This window comes from Mycobacterium sp. IDUB_17 (assembly GCF_055419465.1).
Genome location: NZ_JBVAXS010000002.1, coordinates 42,247 through 64,542, shown reverse-complemented (window position 1 = coordinate 64,542; position 22,296 = coordinate 42,247). Strand labels below are relative to the sequence as shown.

General features: G+C 67.1%; 22 protein-coding genes. 14 read left to right on the top strand and 8 right to left on the bottom strand.

Going from position 1 to position 22,296, the window contains the following annotated elements:
* Entirely contained in the window at positions 1-1,485 is a 1,485-nt protein-coding gene (locus ACZYZ7_RS07500) for an AMP-binding protein (protein ID WP_450069699.1), read from the top strand.
* Here the strand turns inward: ACZYZ7_RS07500 and ACZYZ7_RS07495 are convergent.
* Positions 1,448-2,566 (bottom strand): acyltransferase family protein, encoded by a 1,119-nt coding sequence (locus ACZYZ7_RS07495; RefSeq protein WP_450069760.1) that lies wholly within the window; start codon positions 2,564-2,566, stop codon positions 1,448-1,450. The two genes, ACZYZ7_RS07500 and ACZYZ7_RS07495, sit on opposite strands and share 38 nt — an antisense overlap.
* Before the next feature lie 235 nt (positions 2,567-2,801).
* Here ACZYZ7_RS07495 and pgfA point away from each other — a divergent pair, with 235 nt between their 5' ends.
* Positions 2,802-3,998: a cell envelope lipid trafficking protein PgfA gene (gene pgfA / locus ACZYZ7_RS07490; protein ID WP_450069700.1), complete on the top strand. Its 1,197-nt coding sequence runs from the start codon at positions 2,802-2,804 to the stop codon at positions 3,996-3,998.
* 17 nt (positions 3,999-4,015) lie between these two features.
* Positions 4,016-5,632 (top strand): MmpA family trehalose lipid delivery protein, encoded by a 1,617-nt coding sequence (locus tag ACZYZ7_RS07485; protein WP_450069761.1) that lies wholly within the window; start codon positions 4,016-4,018, stop codon positions 5,630-5,632.
* Positions 5,633-6,024: 392 nt separating this feature from the next.
* Here ACZYZ7_RS07485 and ACZYZ7_RS07480 read toward each other — a convergent pair whose 3' ends face one another.
* A complete protein-coding gene (locus tag ACZYZ7_RS07480) occupies positions 6,025-7,194 on the bottom strand; it encodes a glycosyltransferase family 4 protein (RefSeq protein ID WP_450069701.1) in 1,170 nt (389 codons plus the stop codon).
* Positions 7,195-7,242: 48 nt separating this feature from the next.
* Between ACZYZ7_RS07480 and ACZYZ7_RS07475 the strand changes: the two genes are divergently transcribed.
* The 3 genes from ACZYZ7_RS07475 (at position 7,243) to ACZYZ7_RS07465 (ending at position 9,889) form a co-directional block, all read left to right on the top strand.
* Positions 7,243-8,001 carry a class I SAM-dependent methyltransferase gene (locus ACZYZ7_RS07475; RefSeq protein ID WP_450069762.1) on the top strand — a complete coding sequence of 253 codons (759 nt, stop codon included), beginning with the start codon at positions 7,243-7,245 and terminating at the stop codon, positions 7,999-8,001.
* Positions 8,002-8,057: 56 nt separating this feature from the next.
* On the top strand, positions 8,058-9,530 hold the full coding sequence (locus tag ACZYZ7_RS07470; RefSeq protein ID WP_450069702.1) for an aldehyde dehydrogenase: 1,473 nt from the start codon (positions 8,058-8,060) through the stop codon (positions 9,528-9,530).
* Between the two features lie 137 nt (positions 9,531-9,667).
* Entirely contained in the window at positions 9,668-9,889 is a 222-nt protein-coding gene (locus ACZYZ7_RS07465) for a hypothetical protein (protein ID WP_135451584.1), read from the top strand.
* A 15-nt stretch (positions 9,890-9,904) separates the two neighbouring features.
* Here ACZYZ7_RS07465 and ACZYZ7_RS07460 read toward each other — a convergent pair whose 3' ends face one another.
* The gene (locus ACZYZ7_RS07460; protein ID WP_450069703.1) at positions 9,905-10,702 is read right to left on the bottom strand and encodes a crotonase/enoyl-CoA hydratase family protein; all 798 of its coding nucleotides are present in this window, start codon (positions 10,700-10,702) and stop codon (positions 9,905-9,907) included.
* 191 nt (positions 10,703-10,893) lie between these two features.
* Here ACZYZ7_RS07460 and ACZYZ7_RS07455 point away from each other — a divergent pair, with 191 nt between their 5' ends.
* Together ACZYZ7_RS07455 and ACZYZ7_RS07450 are read left to right on the top strand one after the other, a co-directional pair.
* Positions 10,894-11,031: a hypothetical protein gene (locus ACZYZ7_RS07455; RefSeq protein WP_167857670.1), complete on the top strand. Its 138-nt coding sequence runs from the start codon at positions 10,894-10,896 to the stop codon at positions 11,029-11,031.
* Positions 11,015-11,662, top strand: coding sequence for a TetR/AcrR family transcriptional regulator (locus ACZYZ7_RS07450; RefSeq protein ID WP_450069704.1), 648 nt, complete (start codon positions 11,015-11,017; stop codon positions 11,660-11,662). Before ACZYZ7_RS07455 ends, ACZYZ7_RS07450 begins: the two co-directional genes overlap by 17 nt.
* Here the strand turns inward: ACZYZ7_RS07450 and ACZYZ7_RS07445 are convergent.
* The 3 genes from ACZYZ7_RS07445 to ACZYZ7_RS07435 all read right to left on the bottom strand — a co-directional run bounded on the left by ACZYZ7_RS07445 (position 11,643) and on the right by ACZYZ7_RS07435 (position 14,003).
* The gene (locus ACZYZ7_RS07445) at positions 11,643-12,173 is read right to left on the bottom strand and encodes a dihydrofolate reductase family protein (RefSeq protein ID WP_450069705.1); all 531 of its coding nucleotides are present in this window, start codon (positions 12,171-12,173) and stop codon (positions 11,643-11,645) included. The genes ACZYZ7_RS07450 and ACZYZ7_RS07445 overlap by 20 nt on opposite strands.
* Positions 12,174-12,176: 3 nt before the next feature.
* Complete coding sequence (locus tag ACZYZ7_RS07440) at positions 12,177-13,100, bottom strand: helix-turn-helix domain-containing protein (RefSeq protein ID WP_450069706.1); 924 nt, start codon at positions 13,098-13,100, stop codon at positions 12,177-12,179.
* Between the two features lie 63 nt (positions 13,101-13,163).
* Positions 13,164-14,003 (bottom strand): arylamine N-acetyltransferase family protein, encoded by an 840-nt coding sequence (locus tag ACZYZ7_RS07435; protein WP_450069707.1) that lies wholly within the window; start codon positions 14,001-14,003, stop codon positions 13,164-13,166.
* A 59-nt stretch (positions 14,004-14,062) separates the two neighbouring features.
* Between ACZYZ7_RS07435 and ACZYZ7_RS07430 the strand changes: the two genes are divergently transcribed.
* From ACZYZ7_RS07430 to ACZYZ7_RS07410, 5 genes are all read left to right on the top strand, one after another.
* Complete coding sequence (locus ACZYZ7_RS07430; RefSeq protein ID WP_450069708.1) at positions 14,063-14,635, top strand: HD domain-containing protein; 573 nt, start codon at positions 14,063-14,065, stop codon at positions 14,633-14,635.
* Positions 14,636-14,828: 193 nt separating this feature from the next.
* The gene (locus ACZYZ7_RS07425; RefSeq protein ID WP_450069709.1) at positions 14,829-15,638 is read left to right on the top strand and encodes a 1-acyl-sn-glycerol-3-phosphate acyltransferase; all 810 of its coding nucleotides are present in this window, start codon (positions 14,829-14,831) and stop codon (positions 15,636-15,638) included.
* A gap of 36 nt (positions 15,639-15,674) precedes the next feature.
* Positions 15,675-17,291, top strand: coding sequence for an acyl-CoA ligase FadD12 (gene fadD12 / locus ACZYZ7_RS07420; RefSeq protein WP_463741045.1), 1,617 nt, complete (start codon positions 15,675-15,677; stop codon positions 17,289-17,291).
* On the top strand, positions 17,284-18,534 hold the full coding sequence (locus ACZYZ7_RS07415; RefSeq protein WP_463740583.1) for an alpha/beta hydrolase: 1,251 nt from the start codon (positions 17,284-17,286) through the stop codon (positions 18,532-18,534). Before fadD12 ends, ACZYZ7_RS07415 begins: the two co-directional genes overlap by 8 nt.
* A 10-nt stretch (positions 18,535-18,544) precedes the next feature.
* Complete coding sequence (locus tag ACZYZ7_RS07410; RefSeq protein ID WP_463740582.1) at positions 18,545-19,918, top strand: FAD-binding oxidoreductase; 1,374 nt, start codon at positions 18,545-18,547, stop codon at positions 19,916-19,918.
* Between the two features lies 1 nt (position 19,919).
* Here ACZYZ7_RS07410 and ACZYZ7_RS07405 read toward each other — a convergent pair whose 3' ends face one another.
* A complete protein-coding gene (locus ACZYZ7_RS07405; RefSeq protein ID WP_450069712.1) occupies positions 19,920-20,516 on the bottom strand; it encodes a hypothetical protein in 597 nt (198 codons plus the stop codon).
* Positions 20,517-20,703: 187 nt separating this feature from the next.
* On the opposite strand from ACZYZ7_RS07405, the gene ACZYZ7_RS07400 reads away from it, so the two are divergent.
* Complete coding sequence (locus ACZYZ7_RS07400; RefSeq protein ID WP_135451572.1) at positions 20,704-21,147, top strand: MarR family winged helix-turn-helix transcriptional regulator; 444 nt, start codon at positions 20,704-20,706, stop codon at positions 21,145-21,147.
* Between the two features lies 1 nt (position 21,148).
* Here ACZYZ7_RS07400 and ACZYZ7_RS07395 read toward each other — a convergent pair whose 3' ends face one another.
* Positions 21,149-22,291, bottom strand: a complete 1,143-nt coding sequence (locus tag ACZYZ7_RS07395; RefSeq protein ID WP_135451571.1) for an amidohydrolase family protein — start codon at positions 22,289-22,291, stop codon at positions 21,149-21,151.
* Between the last annotated feature and the right edge of the window lie 5 nt (positions 22,292-22,296).

Genomic DNA, 22,296 nt, shown 5'->3' with positions numbered 1-22,296 from the left:
ATGACCGACGCCATCCCGACGATCCCGACCCAGTTCACCCAGTTGGCCGAGGCCGACCCCGACCGGCCTGCGGTGACGTGCCAGGGCATCACGCTCACCCGAGCCGAGCTGGACCGCTCCACGAATCGACTCGCCCGTGCCTACGCCGAACACGGTGTACGACAGGGTGATTACGTCACCATCAGTCTGCCCAACTCGATCGAATGGGTGCAGGCCACCCTGGCCACCTGGAAGCTCGGCGCGGTGCCGCAACCCCTGTCGCCCCGGTTGCCCGATTCCGAGTTCGCCGGAATCCTGGCGTTGCGCCCCCGGGCCCTGGTGGTCGGCCGCCAAGCCGGTGAAACACCATGGTTGCCAACCGGTTTCACCCCCGATGCCACGCTGTCCGATGCACCGCTACCCGAGGCGGTCGCACCGACGTGGAAGTCGATGGCCTCGGGCGGCAGTACCGGACGCCCGAAGCTGATCGAGGCGGGCGGCGACAGCCGGGTGCCGGCCCTGATCGGCGTCCCGCTGGGCGCCCAACCCGACGACGTCACGCTGATGTCCGTGCCGTTGAGCCACAACACCGGTTTCACCACATTCGCGATCGCGCTGCTGCAAGGCCACCACCTGGTACTCATGCCCCGCTTCGACCCGGCCGAGTTCCTGCGGCTGGTCACCGAACACCGCGTGACGTTCCTGACCACGGTGCCCACCATCATGCAGCGGCTGCTACCGGTCTACCGGGCCGACCCGAAAGCCTATGACCTGTCGAGCATTCGCCGGTTCTGGCACGTCGGCGCACCCTGCCCACCGGCCGTCAAACAGGCGTGGATCGATCTGCTCGGCCCGGACGCGCTGTGGGAACTGTACGGCGGCACCGAACTGCAGGCGCTGACCTTCATCTCCGGTGAGCAGTGGCTGGCCCACCCCGGATCGATCGGTGTGGTGGTGGCCGGCGAGATGAAGGTGCTCGACGACGACGGCCGGGAATGCCCGCCCGGCGTCACCGGGGAGATCTACATGCGGCCCGGACCCGGCAGCGCGCCCACCTACCGCTACGTCGGCAGTACGGCCAAGAGCCGGGACGGGTGGGACTCGCTCGGAGATCTGGGGTACTACGTCGACGACGGCCCCGAGCGCTTCTTCTACCTCAACGACCGGCGGGTGGACATGTTCACCGTCGGCGGGAAGAACGTCTACCCGGCCGAGATCGAATCCGCGCTGGCCGACCATCCCGACGTGCTGTCCTGTCTGGTCGTCGGCGTACCCCACGAAGACCTGGGCCAGGTGCCACACGCTCTGGTGCAGACAACAGGTGCGTCGGACCTGGATGCCGCTGCGGTGCAGGCCTTCCTGCGCGAGCGCCTGTCGGGCTACAAGGTGCCCGCTGACGTGGAGTTCGTCGACACGCCGCTGCGTGACGACGCAGGCAAGGCCCGTCGTACCGCGGTGCGGGACGAGGTCATCGCGCGGCTGGAGCAGGCTCGGGCTCGTCGGTGATCGAGCTGTCCAGCGGCGGCACCGGGCTCTCGTTCCGGTACTCCCAGCGCCGCAACGCCTCCCGGCACGGTGATTCCACCAGCGCGTAGCTCACCGCGGCCAGCGCGAAGCCGAACACCAGGGTCAGCACCAACACCACCAGCATCTGCCCGTTGAACAGGAACTCCCCGATCATCGGGAACACCATGGCCAACGCCGCCAGATGCCAGACGAACAGACCGTAAGACCAGCGGCCCAGCGTGACCATCACCCGGTTGCCCAGAATCGGGTGTTTGGTGCCGGGGTGGTCGAGGACCAGCGGGGCCAGCAACGCGCCCGCGACGATCGCGCCCATCGCGGTCTTCAGCGTCACCTGGCCGACCGAGCCCGGGCGCAGCCCTTCCAGGCCGGCCAGCGGCGAGGCCGCGATCGCGAACGCCACCGCGGCGATGACGCCCATCAGAATCCGGCGCCGGGCCAACCGGTGCACCCAGCCGAATGGGCTCACAGTGAGTTCAGCGAGCACCATCCCCGCGGCGAACCAGGAGAAGAACGCCGGCGGCCAGTTCCACGGGTTGAGCCCGGTGGTGCCGGAGAACGGGATGCGCACCCACAACAGGCTCAACGCTGCGAGGGCGATGATCACACCGATACGGGCCCGCACCGGCAGCCGCCGCGCCAACAGCGCCAGCAGCGGCAACGCCAGATAGAAACTGACCTCGACCGACAGACTCCACATCTGGGTCAGCCCCGCTGTCAGGGTCAGCGGCACATAGATCTGGGTCAGGGTCAGGTTCGCCAGCCACACCGTCAGATCGGCCTTTGCCTCCGGAAGGAGCAGGACGATCACCACGACCGCCACGACATAGCCGGGCATGATGCGCACGATGCGGGATCGCAGGTAATGACCCGTGCGGGGGCGGGGGCGCAAACCTCGCGCGGCTGCGGCATGACCACGCCACAGCAGGAACCCCGAGAGCGCGAAGAACACCGCGACCGCAAGGTCGAATCGGCCGAAGAACCGGCCGCTCACCCCGGTGGTGTGACCGGTCTGGAAGGCAACGTGGGTGAGCACCACACCCATGGCCGCGCATGCGCGCATGCCTTCGACGGCCGGAAGGAAACCACGTGTTCCCCCGACCGCCTCCGGACCGGTTTCCGGGTCCGATGCTCCGGTCGCCACGGCGACCAGTGTGCCGCGCCATGGCAACCCCGCCAAACTGCGGGTCAACGCACCCGCGACGTGCAACCGGAGTAAGTGATGGCCTTAAATAGTGCTGTTAGGGTCGAACGGGTTTGCCTCACGACGAGTTGGCCCACACTGAAGGAGGCACGGTTTGAACCGCGCAGTGGCGCTGCGTATCGCGGCATGCGGACTGATGGGGCTGGGTGCAGCCCTGCTCATTGCCGCACTGTTGCTGACCACGTACACCAAGGGCAAGATCGCCAAGATCCCGCTCAACCTGGATGCCAGCCTGGTCAGCGACGGGACCGCGACCGCTTTCGATCCGGAATCGCTGGTGGCCCCGAAATTCTCCGTGGACCGCAACGTGCCGGTGGCACTTCAGCAACAGGTCAGCGTGGAATCACCGTCGAACGCCGACGTGGTAACGCTGCAGGTGGGCAGCACGCTGCGGCGGACGGACCAGCAGAAGGACTCCGGCCTGCTCTTGGCGATGGTGGACACCGTCACCATGAACCGCAGCACCGCGCTGGCCGTGTCCAGCGACAACAACCCGGGCGGGGCGCTGCAGAAGCCGCGGGCCATCGAGGACGAGAAGCCGCCGACGAACGTCGCGCTTCCGCACGAGGGCCTGACCTACCGGTTCCCGTTCGATACCGAGAAGAAGACCTACCCGTTCTTCGACCCGATCGCCCAGAAGGCGTTCGACGCGAACTACGACGGTGAAGAAGACGTCAACGGGCTGACCGCCTACCGGTTCATCCAGAACGTGGGCTACGACTCCAACGGCAAGCTGGCCGAGCCCATCAAGTACTCCTCGCTCTACGAGGACGACGCCGACAGCACCGTCACGGCGAGCCCCGAGATGTGGGGTGTGCCCGGCGAACCCGACGAGCGGATCACGATGGACCGCTTCTACGCCGCGCAGCGCACCTTCTGGGTGGACCCGGTGTCGGGCACCATCGTCAAGACGCAGGATCACGGCTACCAGTACTACGCACGGGACGCGCTCAAGCCCGAGGTGACCTACGTCGACTACAAGGTCACCTACAACGAGGAGACCGTGGAATCTCAGGTCGCGGCCGCTCAGGACGAGCGTGACCGGGTGTCACTGTGGACCCGTGTCCTGCCGATCACGTTCACCGCGCTGGGCCTGCTGGCACTGGTCGGTGGCGCCGTCGTGGGTTCGTTCGCGGTGCGCGCCGAGTCCACTCTGATCGATCCCGGACTCGACACCGCCGATCACGGCTTCTTCGACACCCAGGGCTTCCAGGTTCCCGGTGCCGAGGCCAAGACCGAGAAACTGCCCGCTCAACGACCGTCCGACCTACCACCGGACCGGCCGATCTGAGCCTGCGCTCTGCTCTGCTGCCGGCGTATTCGCTGGCACTGTCGTTGCTGATAACCGGGCCGCTGCTGGCGCCCGGTTATCTGCTTTTACGCGACGCGGTGTCCACCCCCCAGTCGTATCTGACGGATGCCGCACTCGGACTGTCCGAGGCCGCACCACGGGCGTTGCCGCAGGACTTCTTCATCGCCCTGACCTCTGCCGTGCTCGACGGCGGGGTGGTGGTCAAGGTGTTGTTGGTGGCCGGTCTGTGGGTGGCCGGCTGGGGAGCCGCCCGGCTGGCCTCCACCGTCCTGGGATCGGGTTTGTCGGGCCAGTTCATCGCGGCGACGCTGGCCATCTGGAATCCCTTTGTGGCCGAACGGCTGCTGCAGGGGCACTGGAGCCTGCTCGTCGGGTACGGCTGCCTGCCCTGGGTGGCGGTGTGCGTGCTGCGCCTGCGGGCCGGTTCCGGGATGGGGCCGGCGTGGGGCCTGGCGTTCTGGACCGCGCTGGCCGGATTGACGCCGACGGGCCTGATGCTGGCCGCGACGGTCGCGCTCGTATGTGTTGCGGCCCCTGGCACCGGCTGGAGACGCCTGCGGGTCGCCGCCCTCGCACTGGGATCCGCTGTACTTGCCGCGACGCCGTGGCTGGTGGCCGCGGCTGTCGGCGGCGCGGTGGCAGCTCCGGAGTCGCCGGCCGGGGTTCACGCCTTCGCAGCCAGGGCCGAGCCCGGTCTGGCCACCCTGGGCAGCCTGGCCGGCCTCGGCGGTATCTGGAACGGCGACGCCGTACCCGGCTCGCGTACAACGCTTTTCGCAGTAGTGGCCACCGCTGTGCTGCTCGGCATCGTCGCGCTCGGCCTGCCTGTGGTGGTGCGCAACCGCACGGCGGCACCGCTGCTGATCCTGGCCGCGACGGCGGTACTGATTCCGGCGGCCATGGCCACCGGCCCCGGCCTCGCGTTCGTCGATGCGACGATCCGGGCGGTGCCCGGCCTCGGCGTGGTGCGTGACGGGCAGAAATGGGTGGCCCTGGCCATGCCGGGCTACGTGCTGGCCGCGGCCGCCGCGCCGGTCACGTTGCGACGGCTGCGGGTGCCGTTGGCCGCTTCGGCCGCGGTGAGCTGTGCTGCACTGATCGCGGTGTTGCCCGACCTGGCGTGGGGTGTGGGCAATCAGGTGCGCGCCGTGCACTATCCGCAGAGTTGGGCCGCCGCGGCGGCGCAGATCAACGCCGAGCCCCGACCCGTGGTGGCGCTGCCGCCGGACAGCATGCGTGAATTCTCTTGGGCGCCTGCCGGTCCGGTGCTCGATCCGCTGCCCCGCTGGCTGCGCGCCGAGGTGCTGACGACCGGGGATCTGTCCATCGGCGGTCAGACGGTGCCCGGTGAAGGGGTACGCGCACGGGCCGTACAGGACCTGGTGCTCTCGGGAGCCTCCGATCAGCAACTGGCCGAGGCCGGGGTGGGCTGGGTGGTGCGCGAATCCGATCGAGACGTCTCGGTGCACCGAGTCGGTGGTTCGGCCCCCACCGCCTCACAACGCGGCGTGATGATCGCCGCACACCTGGTGTGGTTGGGGGTGTTGGTGGGCGGGGCGGCCGGGATGGCGGTCAGCGCCTGGCGAGGACGCCGAGGATCAGAAACGCGCTAACCCCGGCGTGTCGCAGCGCGGAAGCAACTGCCGAGTTGCCCGGCTGTGCGCGACTTTTCAGCGACAATCACCTCATGCGTACCGTGAGCACTGTTCGTCACACGGTCGATCAGTACTCACGTCACTGAAGCCCCAACCGGCTCGCACGTAACGGATTTGGGCTTGCCCGGCTATCAGCGACAGAGTCGCTGATAGGTGGACACTGGACCCCTGTGGTTCACGGGGTCGATGATGCTCAAGTGCCAAAAATGCGCAACGGCAATGGGTTTAGTGGGTCCAGCGTTACAGGAGTGCCACCTGTCGCTGGATTGTCGCTAACAGCCGGGCACATCGGATATCGCTCCGAAAGCTGTGACTGGTGTGACCACCACGCCGACTGGCGGCCGCGCTGACTACACCAGCCCGCTGACGTACTGGCCCTCGTGCACCGATCCCAGCACGGCGTGCATCGCGTCCGCGCTGAGCCTCCAGGAGAATTCGTCGCTGCGGGTCTGAGCCTTGCTGCCCAGCTGGACGCGCATCACGGGGTCACTCAACAGCTGACGGATCCCCGCGACCAGCGCGTCGCGATCCTCGACCAACAACCCGGTGACCCCGTCGACGATCGAGTCGGTCAGCCCGCCGGATGCGCGATACCCGATGGTGGGCACCCCGTGCTGGGCGGCCTCGGTGACGGCAAGTCCCCAGCCTTCTTTGCGCGACGGCAGAACGTGCACCCAACTCTTCTGCAGCACACGGTGTTTGGTCTCTTCGTCAACGTGACCGTGGAACGTCACCGAATCGGAGATGCCGAGAAGTTCGGCGTGCTCGACCAGCCGCCGCTGCCACCATCCACCGCCCAGGATGTCCAGGTGCAACCCGGGGACCTCGGCACGCAGTGCCGCGACCGCCTCAAGGGCATCTTCGATCTGCTTGTGCGGCACCAACCGTGACAGCACAACGAGCCGCGGGCTGGTCGACCGCGGCAGCTCCAGCGTCGGACCGGGAGCCTCGTCAAGCCCGTTGCGCACCACCGCAATCCGGCCGGAATCCACCCCGAGCTCATTGAGATCGCGGGCCGAGGGCAGTGACACGGTGACGTACTGGTTGCGACGGTGCAGTCGCGGGGAGAGTTTGGACTCGACGAACCAGCCGATCCGGCCGCGCACCGGGCCGGCCACCGGCCACAGTTCCCGGTGGCAGTGATGCACGAGCACCGCGACCCGGCGGCCGAACGCCAGCCGCGCCAGGAACGGCAGCCCGTTCTGGGTGTCGACGACCACGTCGGGCCGGACCCCGCGCAACGGCCCGAGGCCGACGCGGGAGGCCACCATGGCCAGCCCGGCCCAGATGTACACGCTGTAGGGACCACCGGCCCGGTTGATCTGCACACCGTCGACCACCTCGCGGCGGGCCGCCCCCGGGTAACGCGCGGTGCGCAACGTGACGTTGACGCCGTCGTCGGCCAGACACGCGCCGATCCGCTGCAGATAGGCCTCGCTGCCGCCGCCCTGGGGATGCCCGGTGTCGCGCCAGCACAAGAGCAGGACGCTCCGCAGGCGTGGATCAGTACGGGCAGACATCGTGTTGAGGGTACCGGTCAGTAGGTTGGGCGGGTGCAGCCCAGCGACATCTCCGCGCGCTTCGCCCGCCGGGCGACCCTGAGCCGATCGGTGCGTCTGCTGGCGCAGTTCCGGTTCGAGCAGAGCGAACCGGCCCGTTTCTACGGGGCGCTGGCCGCCGATACCGTCGCCATGACCACCGATTTATGGACGGCGGCCACCGGCGAATCCGCCGCCGGACGCACGGTGCTCGACGTGGGCGGTGGGCCCGGTTACTTCGCGTCGGCGTTCGATCACGCCGGCATGCGTTACATCGGGGTAGAGCCGGATCCTCGTGAAATGCACGCGGGCCCGGCCGCCGGCGCGGCAGAGGGCACCTTCGTCCGAGCCTCAGGGATGGCCCTGCCGTTCGCCGACGACAGTGTCGACATCTGCCTGTCGTCCAATGTCGCCGAGCATGTCCCGCACCCGTGGCGGTTGGGCAACGAGATGTTGCGGGTGACGAAGCCCGGCGGGCTGGTGGTGCTGTCCTACACGGTGTGGCTGGGCCCGTTCGGCGGCCATGAGATGGGGTTGACGCACTATCTGGGCGGAGCCCGGGCGGCCGAACGGTACACCCGCAAACACGGGCATCGACCCAAGAACGACTACGGCTCGTCGTTGTTCGCGGTGTCGGCGGGCGACGGCCTGCAATGGGCCGCCAGCACCGGCGCCCTCATCGCCGCTTTTCCCCGCTACCACCCACGATGGGCGTGGTGGATGACCTCGGTACCTGGGTTGCGGGAGTTCCTGGTGAGCAATCTGGTGCTGGTTCTTCAGCCGTCCTGACCCGTTCACTGGAACAGGTTCTCGTTTTTCTAGGAAATCTAGGTAATGTGACGCTCATGACACAGAGTTCAGCCGCCATCAGGACGGAATTCGACAAGCTGTTCATCGGCGGCCAATGGGTGGAACCCGCTACCTCCGAGGTCATCGAGGTGTTCTCCCCCGCGACCGGCGAGAAGGTCGGCCAGGTGCCACTCGCTGCCGAGGCTGACGTCAACGCCGCGTGCGCCGCGGCCCGCAAAGCGTTCGACGAGGGCCCGTGGCCCCACATGTCCCCCGAGGAGCGCCAGGCCGTGCTGGCCAAGGCCGTCGAGCTCATCAACGAGCGGGCCGAGGACTTCAAGCACCTGCTGAAGCTGGAGACCGGCCAGCCGCCGACCATCGTCGACATGATGCAGTTCGGCGCGGGCGTCTCGAGCCTGCAGTACTACGCCGGTGCGGCCGACAAGTACGACTGGAAAGACATCCGCGACGGCATCTACGGCCAGACCCTGGTCATCAAGGAGCCGATCGGTGTCGTCGGCGCCGTCATCGCCTGGAATGTGCCCTTCTTCCTGGCCTGTAACAAGCTGGGCCCGGCCCTGCTCGCCGGCTGCACCGTGGTGCTCAAGCCGGCCGGTGAGACCCCGCTGACCACCAACCTGTTCGCCGAGGTGCTCACCGAGGCCGGCCTGCCCGAGGGCGTGCTCTCGGTGGTCCCGGGCGGCCCGGAGACCGGTCGCGCCCTGACCGCCAACCCCGAGCTGGACAAGTTCACCTTCACCGGCTCCAGCGGCGTCGGCAAGGAGATCGGCAAGATCGCCGCCGAGAAGCTCAAGCCCTGCACGCTGGAACTGGGCGGCAAGTCCGCGGCGATCATCCTCGAGGATGCCGACGTGGATTCCACCCTGCCGATGCTGGTGTTCTCCGGCCTGATGAACTGCGGCCAGGCCTGCGTGGGCCAGACCCGCATCCTGGCTCCGCGGTCGCGGTACGACGAGGTCGTCGAGAAGCTCTCGGCCGCCGTCGCCGCCATGCCGGTCGGTCTGCCCGACGACCCGGCCTCGATGATCGGCCCGCTGATCTCCGAGAAGCAGCGCGAGCGGGTCGAGGGCTACATCAAGAAGGGTGTCGAGGAGGGCGCCCGCATCGTCACCGGCGGTGGCCGTCCCGAGGGCCTGGATTCGGGCTGGTTCGTGCAGCCGACCGTCTTCGCCGACGTCGACAACTCGATGACCATCGCCCAGGAGGAGATCTTCGGGCCGGTGCTCGTGGTGATCCCGTTCGACACCGAGGAAGACGCGATCCGCATCGCCAACGACTCGCCGTACGGCCTGGCCGGCAGCGTGTACACGACGGACTTCCCGAAGGCCGTCGAGATCGCCTCGAAGATCCGGACCGGCACCTACGCGGTGAACATGTACGCCTTCGATCCGGGCGCCCCGTTCGGTGGCTTCAAGAACTCGGGCATCGGCCGCGAGAACGGCCCGGAGGGCATCGACGCCTACACCCAGGCCAAGAGTGTGCTGCTGCCGTTTGGCTACACCCCTTAATTTTTCCCCGCGAACAGACGCAAAACTGCCCCAGAACACCGGTTTTGGGGCAGTTTTGCGTCTTCTCGGCCAGGAAGTGGACAGCTTGCATTCAGGTTGGGCAACTACGGTAGGCGGCCCGACAACAAGGAGGCACCGTGGCAGTTTCCGTTGATCTAGACAAGTCGCTCGACAAGGCCTACGAGAGCAAGTCGCTCAAGGAGATCCTGGACGCCTCGCCTGCGGCGCTGGCCGGGGTCACCGACGCCGACGCCGAGCATCTCGCCGCGGCGTTCAACATCAAGACCGTGCGCCAGCTCGGGTCGAACAAGTTCTTCGCCGTCGCCGCGGCGCTCGTCGCGCTGGAGTCCGCCGGCTGATTTTCCAGCTGATAGTCAGCGGCCCTGGAAGTTCGCGGCCCGTCGCTCGATGAAGGACTGCACGCCTTCGGCGGCATCAGCGGTGGCGAACAGTTCGGCAACGACGGGCCGCAGTCGCGCGATCGCGGCCGCGTCGCCCTCGCGCGAGGCGGTGTGAGCCGAGGCGAGGGTGGCCCGGACCCCGAGCGGTGCGGCGCGATCGGCGATGGTGTGCGCGATCTCGCGGGCTCGGGCGACCGCCGCATCGGCATCCGGCGCGACTTCCTGGATCAGCCCGATCCGGTGCGCCTCGGCCGCGTCGAACTCGTCACCGGTGAGTAGCCACCGCATGGCATTGCCCCAGCCGGTCTGACGCGGTAGTCGCAGGGTGGCGCCGCCGAACGGATAGATGCCCCGGAGCACCTCGATCTGGGCGAACCGGGTGTCCTGCGCTGCGACTCGGATGTCGGCGGCCAGGAGCAGTTCGATGCCGAGGGTCAGGCATCGGCCCTGGGCGGCGGCGACCACCGGTTTCGTCCAGTCGCCGTCGAGGCGCCACGGGTCACGACCGCCCTCGGGCATGGGCAAATCGCCACTGGCCACATACGGCGCCACGTCGACGAGATCGAGGCCGGCGGTGAAGTGCTCGCCGTGCGCGAACAGCACACCGACGCGCAGGTCGTCGTCGGATTCGAGCAGACCGTAGGCGAGGGAAAGATCGGTGAGCATCGCGACGTTGAACGCGTTGCGTTTCTCGGGGCGGTTCAGCCCGATCAGCAGGACGTGGCCATCCCGCTGCAGCGTGAGGGTGTCGAAGGCCGGGTCAGTCGTCATAGGGGCAGTCAACGCCCGCTCGCAGAATTATGCAAGAAGCCATAATTGCGCGTCGGCCCGGCATCCCGTGAGGACCTGTTCAGAAGCGGTTCACCTGCTAGTCTTTGTTTGCAAGCATGTTCGTTGGATACTCGACTTCATGCGAGGATTCCGCCATTTCTATGGTGGACGACATAGAAGGGTGGTGCGCGATGTGGGTCGTCGAACTCAACCTCGCCGGTCACCGGTTCACCCGTCGGGTCCGCACACCGCACACCCCGGTGCGCGCCATCACCCCGCGGATGTTGCTTCGCTGTTCCTCGCAATTCCTGCATGACCGGGTCGCCTGACACCGCCACGAAGCCGCGGAACAAGCGCGGCTCCACCCGCGCCCGCATGCTCGGCAGCGCGGTCGAGGTGCTGCGCGAGCGGGGCGCGGCCGGAGTCACGATCGACGAAGTACTCGCCCGCAGCGGCGCACCGCGCGGTTCGGTTTACCACCACTTCCCCGACGGCCGCCGTCAGATCCTGATCGAGGCGCTCCAGTTCGCCGCGGACACGATCGGCGACGTCATCGACGCCGAAACTTCCGGCAGCGCATGGGATCTGGTGCACCGATTCGTCGAATTCTGGGAACGCATGCTCACCGGAAGCGATTTCACCGCGGGTTGCCCGGTGGTCGCGGTGGCGATCGCCGCCCCAGACGAAGATCCTGATCTCACCGCGGCGGCCGCCGCCATCTTCGACCGCTGGCGCACCGCCCTGACCGTGGCCTTCGCCGCCGACGGTTTCGACGAATCCGACGCATCCTCCCTGGCGGTGATGTGCATCGCTTCCCTGGAGGGCGCCGTGGTGCTGTGCCGGTCGTCAAGATCGGTCGATCCATTGCACGACGTGGCCCGACAACTCGAATTCCTGATCAAATCAAGGGAATTCGTCCGGCGTAACGGAGTGCCCCGGTTCAGTCGGTCGACGCCCTGACCCAGCGGGCGCAGACGAAGTCGCCGTTGAGCGCAGATTCGGCCAGCACCCACTCCGAACGGACCGGCAGGACCGGCGATCCCGCCCCCAGTGTGCAGGGCGCATAGCTGACGATCATCTCGTCGATCAGCCCGGCTGTGACGAACTGGGCGGCGACGTCCCCTCCGCCGACCACCCACACATCCTTTCCCGCCGCAGCTTCGACCAGCTTCGGGTGCAGCTCGGCGACATCTCCGGAGAACACCTGCACCGGATACTCGGTGGAGACGATCTGCGGCCGATGGGTCAGCACCCACGTCGGCTGGTCGTACCCCCATTCCTCGGGATGGTTCTTCACGATCCACTCGTAGGTAGTCGACCCCATCACCAGCGCGCCAATGGTTTTGATGAATTCGTCGTACCCGAACGGGCCTTGCTGATCGATGTTCCGCGAGATCAGCCAGTCCAGGCTGTCCTCGGTGTCGACGATGAACCCGTCCAAGCTCGACGCGGTGTAGTACACGGTCTTCACCAGTCAGTCCTTCCTCATCCATTCCAGTGGGTCTCCCCGATCGACGTCGACACCGTGTCGGGCCAACATGCCCCGTACGAGTGCACGCCGATGAGCCGAATAGGTCAGCACGTGCGCGACAATCCCGTACAGCTGAAAAGATTCCGGTGGATCGCACAGCGCATCGATCACAGTGTCGCCCAGCCGGCCCGCAGCAGAGTACTCCGATATCAGTGTGGTCCAGCGCTTTCCGATGACACGGTGGTGCGCGGCGAGCTGCTCGGCCGTCGCGCTCCTGGTGGTGTCGCGCGAGGGGAAGTCCCGGCCCTCGATGGTCGCCAGCCAGACCTCCTTGGTCCACACGACCGCCCCGAGTGCCGCCGCGACGCTCGGCTCCGGACCGTCCCAGTCCAGCACCACCTGCCCCGGCGAAATCTCCTGTTTCCATTGCTGTTCGGACAGTCCCGTGGCCGCACCGATCAGGTACTCGGTGTCGGCGACATCGTGCACGAGCATGAACTGGGCGATATCCGGACCGGATGCCTCCCCCGGGTCGGCGTCACACCACAACGACTGTGGCGGATGGAAGTGCACTCCGTTGGGAGCGGTCAACCGGAACCCGACATCGTCGGCGCGAGACGGAGGTACCCCGAACGCACGGCGGAACGCCCGGGAGAACACCTCGGCCGACGACCACCCCTCGGACTCCGCCACCTCGGCCACCCCGGCACCCTGCTGCAACCGCCAGGCCGCACGCTCGAGCATGACCCGCCGGCGCAGTGCTGCAGGTGGTTCCCCGGTGAGCCTGCGCACCTCCCGGGAAAAGTGGAACTCCGAGGCGTAACTGCTGCGGGCCATGTCGCCGACGCCCGAGTTGTCGTCGTCGACGACGGCGTCGAGCAGTTCACGGAGCCGGTCACGTCCGTTCGGTTGGTCCTCCACGGTCACCGAGTATGGTCGGCCGCCGGCCCGAGGAACATGACATTTCCTGCTGTGGTCACCCGGGAGCGCTCAGCTGTCCAGCACCTGCGCCACCCGGGCCTCGACATCGACGCCGTCGAGATCGGACAGGTTGACGCCGAACCGTTCGGTGAGCGCGTCGAGAACCTGTGCGGCGGTGTCGAATCGGATCCGCTCGGTCTCGCCGTGACGGTGAATGGCCAGGTTCCGGCCGCGCAGATTGATCCTGGCGTCGTCGGTGACGAGCGCCGCAGACAGCCCGACGACGAAAATGCCACCCGGATGCGTTGACACATACCAGCTTCCGACCTCCAGGTCGATGCACGGCTGCGGCACGGTGGTGAACCGGTACAGCGGCTGCCACGCCCCACGGACCTGGGCGGCCAACTCGTACTCCGGCTCATGGCGGGTCGGCAGCTCGAGCAGTCGGTAGGGCTCGTGGCGGGTCTGCTGGACCGCACCGGTCTGCAGCCGGATCGGCGAGGGCAGCGTCTGCCCGCCGAAGCCGACGTCGACCAGGTACCGTCCGGCCTCCCCCGGCACCGTCACGGCCAGCACGTTGTGGGTGAGGGCGGGCAACGGCGCGTCGGGTTCCTTCATCCAGATCACCCGCCCGGCCAGGCGTTCGACGCCGTACCCCAGCTCGTCGAGGACGTATCCGAGAAGTCCGTTGTGCTCGTAGCAGTAGCCGCCGCGGCGGCGGGTGACGAGCTTGTCCGACAGCGCCGCGGCGCTCAGATCGCCGACCGGGATGCCCACCAGCGGGTCCAGGTTCTCGAACGGGATGGAGCGGCCGTGTGCGGCGATGATGCCCCGCAAGGTGTCGGAGTCCGGTTGCGTCGAAGCGTGATAGCCGATCCGGCCGAAGTAGCCGGGGAGGTCGAATCCCATGACCGTCAATCATGCTGCCTCAACATTGGTTCAGGTCAACTGCGGAGGACACTGGACCCATGGCTGCCCACCTAACCGAGGGACTGCGGGACGATCTGCTGGCCCGTTGGTCGGAATCCCACCGCAGGCACCACAACGTTGCGCACCTACACGAAGTGCTCGACGCGATCGACGTCCTTGCTGGGGACGGGCTGCAGTTCGATCGGGAAGCCGTCGAACTCGCGGCGTGGTTCCACGACGCGATCTACGACGTCGGCCGCGACGACAACGAAGACCGCTCGGCGATGTTGGCCCGCCAAATGTTGGACGGATCTCCGGACTGCGACGAAGTGGCGCGACTCGTCCTGGCGACCAAGTTCCACAAAGTCGACAACGGCGACGTGAACGCCGCGGTGCTCAGCGACGCCGACCTGTCAGTGCTCGGTGCGCCGGCAGTCCGCTATCGGCAATACGCCGACGCGGTGCGCGACGAATATGCGGCGGTGCCGGACGACGTGTTCAAACCTGCACGGGCTCGAGTGCTCTCGGCGTTGCTCGCCGGGCAGATCTTCCACACCGTGCCCGGCCGGGAACGCTGGGAGGAGCAGGCCAGACGCAATGTCACCGATGAAATCGGTGAGCTGAACAGCTGAGGAATCGGATGCCGCCGACTGTGACGAATCCGTTGATCTCATAGCCACGCCGCGCGACCTGTGGTTTTGAGAGGATTGTCCGCAGCTACCCGGCGGTAGGTATACGGACCCGCAAAGCAAATGGGTTTTTCACCTGCGACCTGGGTACACTGGCAAAACTAGAACACGTTCCAATCCACATCAGGGGGACCCTGTGGCTGCGACCGATATCGACCCGTCCGAAATCACCAAGTGGGATCCGGGCCTGACCGAAAAGGTCATGGGCTTCCTGCGGCCGCTCATCAAGGGCTACCACCGCGCCGAGGTGCGCGGGCTGGACAGCTTCCCCAACGGTGGCGCGCTCGTGGTGTCGAACCATTCCGGTGGCCTGTTCGCCCTGGACGTGCCGGTGTTCGCGACGGGCTTCTACGAGAAGTTCGGCTACGAACGCCCCGTCTACACCCTCAGCCATGACATGTTGATGACCGGCCCTACCGCGGCCTTCTTCAAGAAGACCGGCTTCATCCGGGCCAGCCACGAGAACGCTGACGAGGCGCTGCGTTCAGGCGGCGTGGTCGTGGTGTTCCCCGGCGGTGACTACGACGTGTATCGGCCGACCTTGTCGGCCAACAAGATCGACTTCGCCGGGCGCACCGGCTACATCAAGGCCGCCATCAACGCAGGCGTGCCGATCGTTCCGATGGTCGGCATCGGCGGCCAGGAGACCCAGCTGTTCCTGTCCCGCGGCACCGGAGTGGCCAAGGCGCTCGGCCCGATCGCACGGATGGCCCGCACCAAGATCGTGCCGGTGTCGTTCGGTTTCCCGTTCGGCCTGTCGGCGGTGCTGCCGCTCAATGTCCCGTTGCCCAGCAAGATCGTGATGAAGACGCTGGAGCCGATCGACATCGAGGCCGAGTTCGGCGAGAACCCCGATATCGACGAGGTCGACGCCCATGTCCGCCGGGTCATGCAGCGCGCGCTGGACGAGCTGGCCGCAGAGCGCCGCTTCCCGGTGATCGGCTGATCACCGGTGAACCCGCTCGATCTGCTGACGGGACCGCTGGACCGGGTCACCGACACCGTCGGCCTGGTCACCACCATGCGCCGGGCCGGAATCATCACGGTGATGCGCCCGGACAAGTACCTGCGCATCGCCGCGGCCATGGCGCGCGAGAACATGAGCGTCACTTCGGGTTTCGCGGCCTCGGCGGTCCGCTGCCCGAACCGGCCCGGCCTGGTAGACGAACTGGGAACGCTGACCTGGCAACAGGTGGACCAACAGGCCGACGCGCTGGCGGCCGGCCTGCAGGCACTGCCGGGCGGTGAACCGAAAGTGCTCGGCATCATGGCCCGCAATCACCGCGGCTTCGTGTTGTCGCTGATCGCCGCCAACCGCATCGGCGCCGACGTGCTGCTGCTCAACACGTCGTTCGCCGCACCGGCGCTGGCCGAGGTGGTCAACCGCGAAGCGGTCGACGCCGTCATCTACGACGAAGAGTTCACCGAAACGGTCGACCGGGCCCTGTCGGACCGGCCCAACGCCGCACGGATCGTGGCGTGGACCGACACCAACATCCACGACGTCACCGTGGCCAAGCTCGTCGAGCAGCACCGCGGTGCGGAGCCGCGGCGCGCCGAGGAGAAGAGCAAGGTCATCTTGCTGACCTCGGGCACCACCGGAACACCCAAGGGCGCCAAGCATTCCGGTGGCGGACCCGAGGTGCTGAAGTCGATCCTGGACCGCACCCCGTGGCACACCGAAGAGCGGGTTGTGATCGTGGCGCCGATGTTCCACGCCTGGGGCTTCTCCCAGCTGGCCTTCGCGGCATCGATGGCCTGCACCATCGTCACCCGGCGCAAGTTCGACCCCGAGGCCACGCTCGAGCTCGTCGACCGGCACCGGGCCAAGGGCCTGTGCGTGGTGCCGGTGATGTTCGACCGGATCATGGAACTCCCCGAGAACGTGCTGAATCGCTACGACGGACGCACGCTGCGGTTCGCCGCCGCGTCCGGATCGCGCATGCGTCCCGATGTCGTCATCGCATTCATGGACCGGTTCGGCGACATCATCTACAACAACTACAACGCCACCGAGGCCGGCATGATCGCCACCGCGACACCGGCCGATCTGCGCGCCGCCCCCGACACAGCGGGTAAACCCGCCGAGGGCACCGAGATCCGCATCGTCGACACGGAGTTCCGGCAGGTCCCCACCGGGGAGGTGGGCACCATCTACGTGCGCAACTCGACCCAGTTCGACGGCTACACGTCCGGCACGACGAAGGATTTCCACGAGGGATTCATGTCGTCGGGCGATGTGGGCTACCTGGACGAGGCGGGCCGGTTGTTCGTGGTGGGCCGTGACGACGAGATGATCGTCTCCGGCGGCGAGAACGTGTATCCGATCGAGGTGGAGAAGGTCCTGGCCGGCCATCCCGATGTCGCCGAGGCCGCGGTGATCGGCGTCAATGACACGCAGTACGGGCAGCGGCTTGCCGCGTTCGTGGTGCTCTCCGGTTCCAATAGCCAGGCCACCCCCGACAACTTGAAGGCGTACGTTCGCGAGAACCTGGCCAATTACAAAGTGCCGCGGGAGATCACCGTGCTCGACGAGTTGCCGCGCAACAGCACCGGCAAGATCGACCGACGCCAACTCCAGGAGAAGGTGGATGGCTGACCGCCATCCTGGGCTAAGAAGGCGGCTGCTCCTTGCCGCCGCCGAGTTGCTCAACGCTGCCAACGCAGTGAAACCGCTCGGACGCAAGGGTTACAGCACCATCCTCGCCTTCGCCTTCGGCTGGCCGACTTCGGAGAACGCCCCGCTGGTGATCACCGGGTCGGCCCTGGATGCGCTGCGCCGCGGCATCCGTGGTGACTACCGGTCCGCGAGCGGCCGGATCTCCTTGCTACTCAAGGCGATTTCCTGGGCACTGCTGGTGCTGGTGCACCGTCGCGGTGTGCAGTCGCGGCACTACTTCGAAGATCCGGTACGTGAGGCCCTGGCCGACGAGTATCCGTCCGCGCTGCGGCCCCTACGTCGCGGCGAGGTGTACTCGACGTCGATGAGCCGGCGCCGCTACGTACGCAAGACCGTGCACTACGGCCCGCATTGGGCCAACCTCGCCGACATCTGGATGCGTCCGGACCTGCCGCTCGACGGCAAGGCGCCGGTGCTGCTGCAGGTGCCGGGCGGGGCGTGGATGATCGGCATGCGCCGGCCGCAGTCGTATCCACTGATGAGCTACCTGGCCGAGCAGGGCTGGATCTGCGTCTCGATCGGCTACCGGATCAGCCCGCGCCACCCCTGGCCCAACCACATCATCGACGTGAAACAGGCCTTGGCGTGGGTGAAGGCCAACATCGCCGAATACGGCGGCGACCCCGACGCGGTGTGCATCACCGGCGGATCGGCGGGTGGGCATCTGACCGCACTGGCCGCACTGACCCCCAATGATCCCAAGTGGCAGCCGGGTTTCGAGGATGCCGACACCTCGGTCGCGGCGGCGGTGCCCGTCTACGGCCGCTACGACTGGTTCAGCACCACCGGCACCGGGCGCGCCGAGTTCGTCGAGGCGCTGGAGCGGCTCATCGTCAAGCTGCCGCTGGCCACCAATGACCAGGTGTACAAGGACGCCTCACCGATCACGCTGGTGCACCCCGACGCCCCACCGTTCTTCGTGCTGCACGGGGCCGACGACTCCGTCATCCCGGTAGGCGAAGGCCGCGAGTTCGTCGCCGCACTGCGCAAGGTGTCGAACTCACCGGTGATCTACGCCGAGATTCCACACGCCCAGCACGCGTTCGACATCTTCGGCTCACCGCGCGGGCACTACACGGCCGATGCCGTCGCGGAGTTCCTGAACTGGGCCCGGGCCAGGGCCACGGCGCAGAACACCGCGGACGTCGCCTCCGGTTACTAGAATCCCTCAGATGTCCACATCGGACACCGAGATCGCCGCGCTGACCGCCGCGCTGCCGGATCGCGCGGTGATCACCGACCCTGCCCTGATCGAAGGCTATCGCCGCGACGCCGCGCTCGACCCGGAGGCGGGCCGACCACGGGCCGTGGTGCGGGCCGGTAGCACCGAGGACGTGCAAGCCGTGCTGCGGTGGGCGAGCGCACACCGTGTCGCCGTGGTGCCCCGGGGCGCGGGATCCGGGCTTGCCGGCGGCGCCAACGGGGTCGACGGCGGCATCATTCTCAGCACCGAACGGATGCGCGACATCCGCATCGACACCGCGAGCCGCACCGCGGTGGTGCAACCCGGTCTGATGAACTCCGAGGTGAAGAAGGCCGCCGCTGAGCACGGGCTGTGGTACCCGCCCGACCCCGGTTCGGTCGAAATCTCCTCGATCGGTGGGAACGCGGCGACGAATGCCGGCGGGTTGTGCTGTGTGAAGTATGGGGTCACCAGTGATTACGTGCTGGGCATGCAGGTGGTGCTCGCCGACGGCACAGCTGTGCGGTTGGGCGGCCCACGACTGAAAGACGTTGCCGGCCTTTCGTTGACGAAGCTGTTCGTGGGTTCCGAGGGCATCCTCGGCGTGATCACCGAACTCACCCTGCGGCTGATCCCGGCGCAGCCCCCGGCATCGACCGCGGTCGCGCTGTTCGGCTCCGTGCAGGACGCCGCCGACGCGGTGGTGGCCATCACCGAGAAGGTCCGGCCGGCCATGTTGGAGCTGATGGACCACGCCACCATCAACGCGGTCGAGGACTATCGCCGCATGGGCCTGGACCGCTCGGCAGAGGCGATGCTGCTGGTTCAGTCCGACGCACCGGGCGCCGCCGCCGAGGAGATCGCGCACATCGTCGAGGCCTGCGAAAAGGCGGGGGCCACTGAGGTTTACGCGACCGATGACCCGGAAGAGGGCGCCGCGTTCACGGCGGCTCGTCGCCTGGTGGGCCTGGCCCTGATGCAACTGGGCACGTTCTATCTCGAGGACGTGACGGTGCCGATACCCGACCTGCCGGAACTGGTGGCCGGCATCAAGCGCATCGCCGACGACTGCGACGTGCTGATCTGCGTCGTCGCGCACGCCGGTGACGGAAACACCCACCCGGTGGTGGTGTTCGATGCCCAGGATCCGGATATGAGTGAGCGGGCCCGGGTCGCGTTCGCCCGCGTCATGGAACTGGCGATCGCCATGGGCGGCACCATCACCGGCGAGCACGGCATCGGCCGGCTCAAAAGGGATTGGCTGCCACTGCAACTCGGCGACGACGTGATGGCGCTGACCCGCCGGATCAAGGATGCCCTGGACCCACAGGGCATCCTCAATCCGGGTTCGGTACTGCGCTGACTCAGCTCTCGGCCAGCACCCCGTGCAAGGCCTTCTTCGCCTCGGTGATCGCCGCGAGCAGGTTCGTCCGCACCTCACCGAGCTTGGCCTTCTGCTCGTCCGTGCCCGTGAACGCGATGGTGCGGGCCAGACCCGCGACCTCGTGCAGGCCGGTGCGGATCTTGATGACGTCCGCGAACTTGCCCGCCTTGCCCAAGAACGCATGTGCGGTCTCGCTGGTGACACCACGCCAGGCCAGCAACTGAGTGCCGAAGTCGGTCAGCGTGGCGACACCGTCGGACACGGTGACCACACCGCGGCCGGCCAGCGCAGCGATCGCCAAATCGACGATGTCCTGCGGCGGGGTGAACGCACCACCGGTGGCTTCCGTGGTGCGTTCGACGATCTGTTCAGCCGTGGCCGGCCCGTCGAGTAGCAGTGCCGCGGTGCCGATCGCCGCGCGCTTGAGCGCGAAGCCCGGCCCACCGAAACCGCCGCCGAAGCCGGGTCCGCCGAACGCTCCCGCACCGAAACCGCCGAAGCCGCCGTGCTCACCGTGACCGCAGTTACCGCCGCCGAAGCCCGGACCTCCGCCGCCAAAGAATCCTCCAAAACCCATGTCACACATCCTTTTCCAGATTTTCAACCGGCCGACGGAACGCGGCCCAGTAGGTGTATCAAGTTCCTTGATACGCCCCATTCGGGGCCAATTCAATGAGATCTGGCTGAGAACTGCTTGAGCTCTGAGCGAAACGGTGCGACCGGTCCGCATGTCGATGAGGACAGCGCGTGTGAAGATGCCAGCTATGACTGCCCCAGACAGCGAGCCGCTGGGATACCTGCTGCACCGGGTGGCGGCAACGCTGCGCCCGGAGGCCGCCGCTGTTCTCGCTCCGCTCGGACTCGGACTGGCGGAGTTCGTCTGCCTGCGGATCATCTCGCTGAATCCCGGGCTCACCAGCGCCGACCTGGCCCGCTACACCAATGTCAGCGCGCAGGCGACCAACCAGCTGCTGCACCGCCTGGAAGCCGCGGGCACTGTGCGCCGCGATACGGCAGCGGTGGGAAAAGCACTGCCTGCCGAGCTCACTTCGGCAGGCCGAGCGTTGCTCACCCGCGCCGAGGAGGCCGTCCACACGGCTGATCAGCGCGTACTGGACCGCCTGACGCCCACCGAACAACAGCAGCTCAAGGCGTTGTTACGCAAGGCCGGACGCGACGACACCGCGTGCGGGCCGGTTGGCTCCTGACTCAGAACACCCGCACCTGGCCCTCGAGGACCGGAACGGTCTCGGGGAGCTTGTAGGTCTCGATGCCGTTGCGGAACATGATGGCCTCACGCGCGTGCTCGGGCAGGTGCTTGACCAGCCAGCGCGGATCATCGAACGTCCAGTGCGGATAGTCGCTGGAGAACAGCAGGATCTTCTCGCACTCCATCCACTCGAAGGCCCGCGACAGCTCGGTCTTGTCCTCGGGGTAATCGAGTGGCTGCGTGGTGAACTTGATGTGGTCCTTGACGTATTCGGACGGTTTGCGCTTGATGTCCATCCAGGATTTGCGCGCCTCGTAGATCGCGTCCATGCGCCACATCAGCGGCAGGATCCAGCTGAACGCATGCTCGACCAACACAATGCGCAGGGTCGGGAACCGGTCGAACACGCCATCGAAGACCAGGCTCATCACCTGATTGGCCGCCAGCAGCGAGTACGTGACCATGAAGTCGTGGTTGTAGCTCGGCAACCCCACCGGCGGTATCGGTAGCTCGTCGAACTCGCCGCGCCCCAGGTGACAGCTCACGGTGATGTCATGCTTGGTCGCCGCCGCCCATACCGGGTCGTACTTCGGGTCCCCCCACGACGGCCGCGGTTCGGCCGTGATGAGGATCTGCGCCATGTACGGATGCCCGGCCCAGCGCTCTATCTCCTGCGCCGCCGACTCCGGAGCCTCGATTGCGACGCAGATCGAGCCCCGCCACCGCTCGTGCCAGTTGTTGTGACTGTCGAGCCAGTGGTTGGCCTGCCAGTCGTTCATCGCGCACTTCATGGCGTGGTTGGCCTCGGGGATGTGCGCCCCATAGGCCGCGGGCTCCAGGATCGCGATGTCCGAACCGGCCTCCATGATCAACTGCCGGAAGGCGAGGTCAGGATCGCTGCCTGCGAATTCGCCGTCGGCCGGGAACGTGTCAGCGCGCATGGCGTAGGCGTGCGCGTAGTCGGGGGCGTCGTAGTAGATGAGCTCACCCACATCGTGGGTGTTGAAGTATCTGCTGCGCCAGGGCTCCGGAATGTACTGACCCAATTCGCCCCGACGCGGCATGGGATGCACATCGGAGTCGACGCAGCGCACCGCGATTCGTTCGGTGGCGGGAACCCTCTGCGAGGTGGTCACGGTCATCTTCG

Bases quoted from the DNA above. Each gene is read 5' to 3' on its own strand.
- ACZYZ7_RS07455 (WP_167857670.1), top strand. From the start codon at position 10,894: ATGTGGGTCGTCGAACTCAACCTCGCCGGTCACCGGTTCACCCGTCGG.
- ACZYZ7_RS07395 (WP_135451571.1), bottom strand. From the start codon at position 22,291: ATGACCGTGACCACCTCGCAGAGGGTTCCCGCCACCGAACGAATCGCG.
- ACZYZ7_RS07430 (WP_450069708.1), top strand. From the start codon at position 14,063: ATGGCTGCCCACCTAACCGAGGGACTGCGGGACGATCTGCTGGCCCGT.
- ACZYZ7_RS07495 (WP_450069760.1), bottom strand. From the start codon at position 2,566: ATGCGCGCATGCGCGGCCATGGGTGTGGTGCTCACCCACGTTGCCTTC.
- ACZYZ7_RS07470 (WP_450069702.1), top strand. From the start codon at position 8,058: ATGACACAGAGTTCAGCCGCCATCAGGACGGAATTCGACAAGCTGTTC.
- ACZYZ7_RS07450 (WP_450069704.1), top strand. From the start codon at position 11,015: ATGACCGGGTCGCCTGACACCGCCACGAAGCCGCGGAACAAGCGCGGC.
- ACZYZ7_RS07480 (WP_450069701.1), bottom strand. From the start codon at position 7,194: ATGTCTGCCCGTACTGATCCACGCCTGCGGAGCGTCCTGCTCTTGTGC.
- ACZYZ7_RS07410 (WP_463740582.1), top strand. From the start codon at position 18,545: ATGTCCACATCGGACACCGAGATCGCCGCGCTGACCGCCGCGCTGCCG.
- ACZYZ7_RS07415 (WP_463740583.1), top strand. From the start codon at position 17,284: ATGGCTGACCGCCATCCTGGGCTAAGAAGGCGGCTGCTCCTTGCCGCC.
- ACZYZ7_RS07405 (WP_450069712.1), bottom strand. From the start codon at position 20,516: ATGGGTTTTGGAGGATTCTTTGGCGGCGGAGGTCCGGGCTTCGGCGGC.
- ACZYZ7_RS07400 (WP_135451572.1), top strand. From the start codon at position 20,704: ATGACTGCCCCAGACAGCGAGCCGCTGGGATACCTGCTGCACCGGGTG.
- ACZYZ7_RS07500 (WP_450069699.1), top strand. From the start codon at position 1: ATGACCGACGCCATCCCGACGATCCCGACCCAGTTCACCCAGTTGGCC.
- ACZYZ7_RS07435 (WP_450069707.1), bottom strand. From the start codon at position 14,003: ATGGGATTCGACCTCCCCGGCTACTTCGGCCGGATCGGCTATCACGCT.
- ACZYZ7_RS07460 (WP_450069703.1), bottom strand. From the start codon at position 10,702: ATGACGACTGACCCGGCCTTCGACACCCTCACGCTGCAGCGGGATGGC.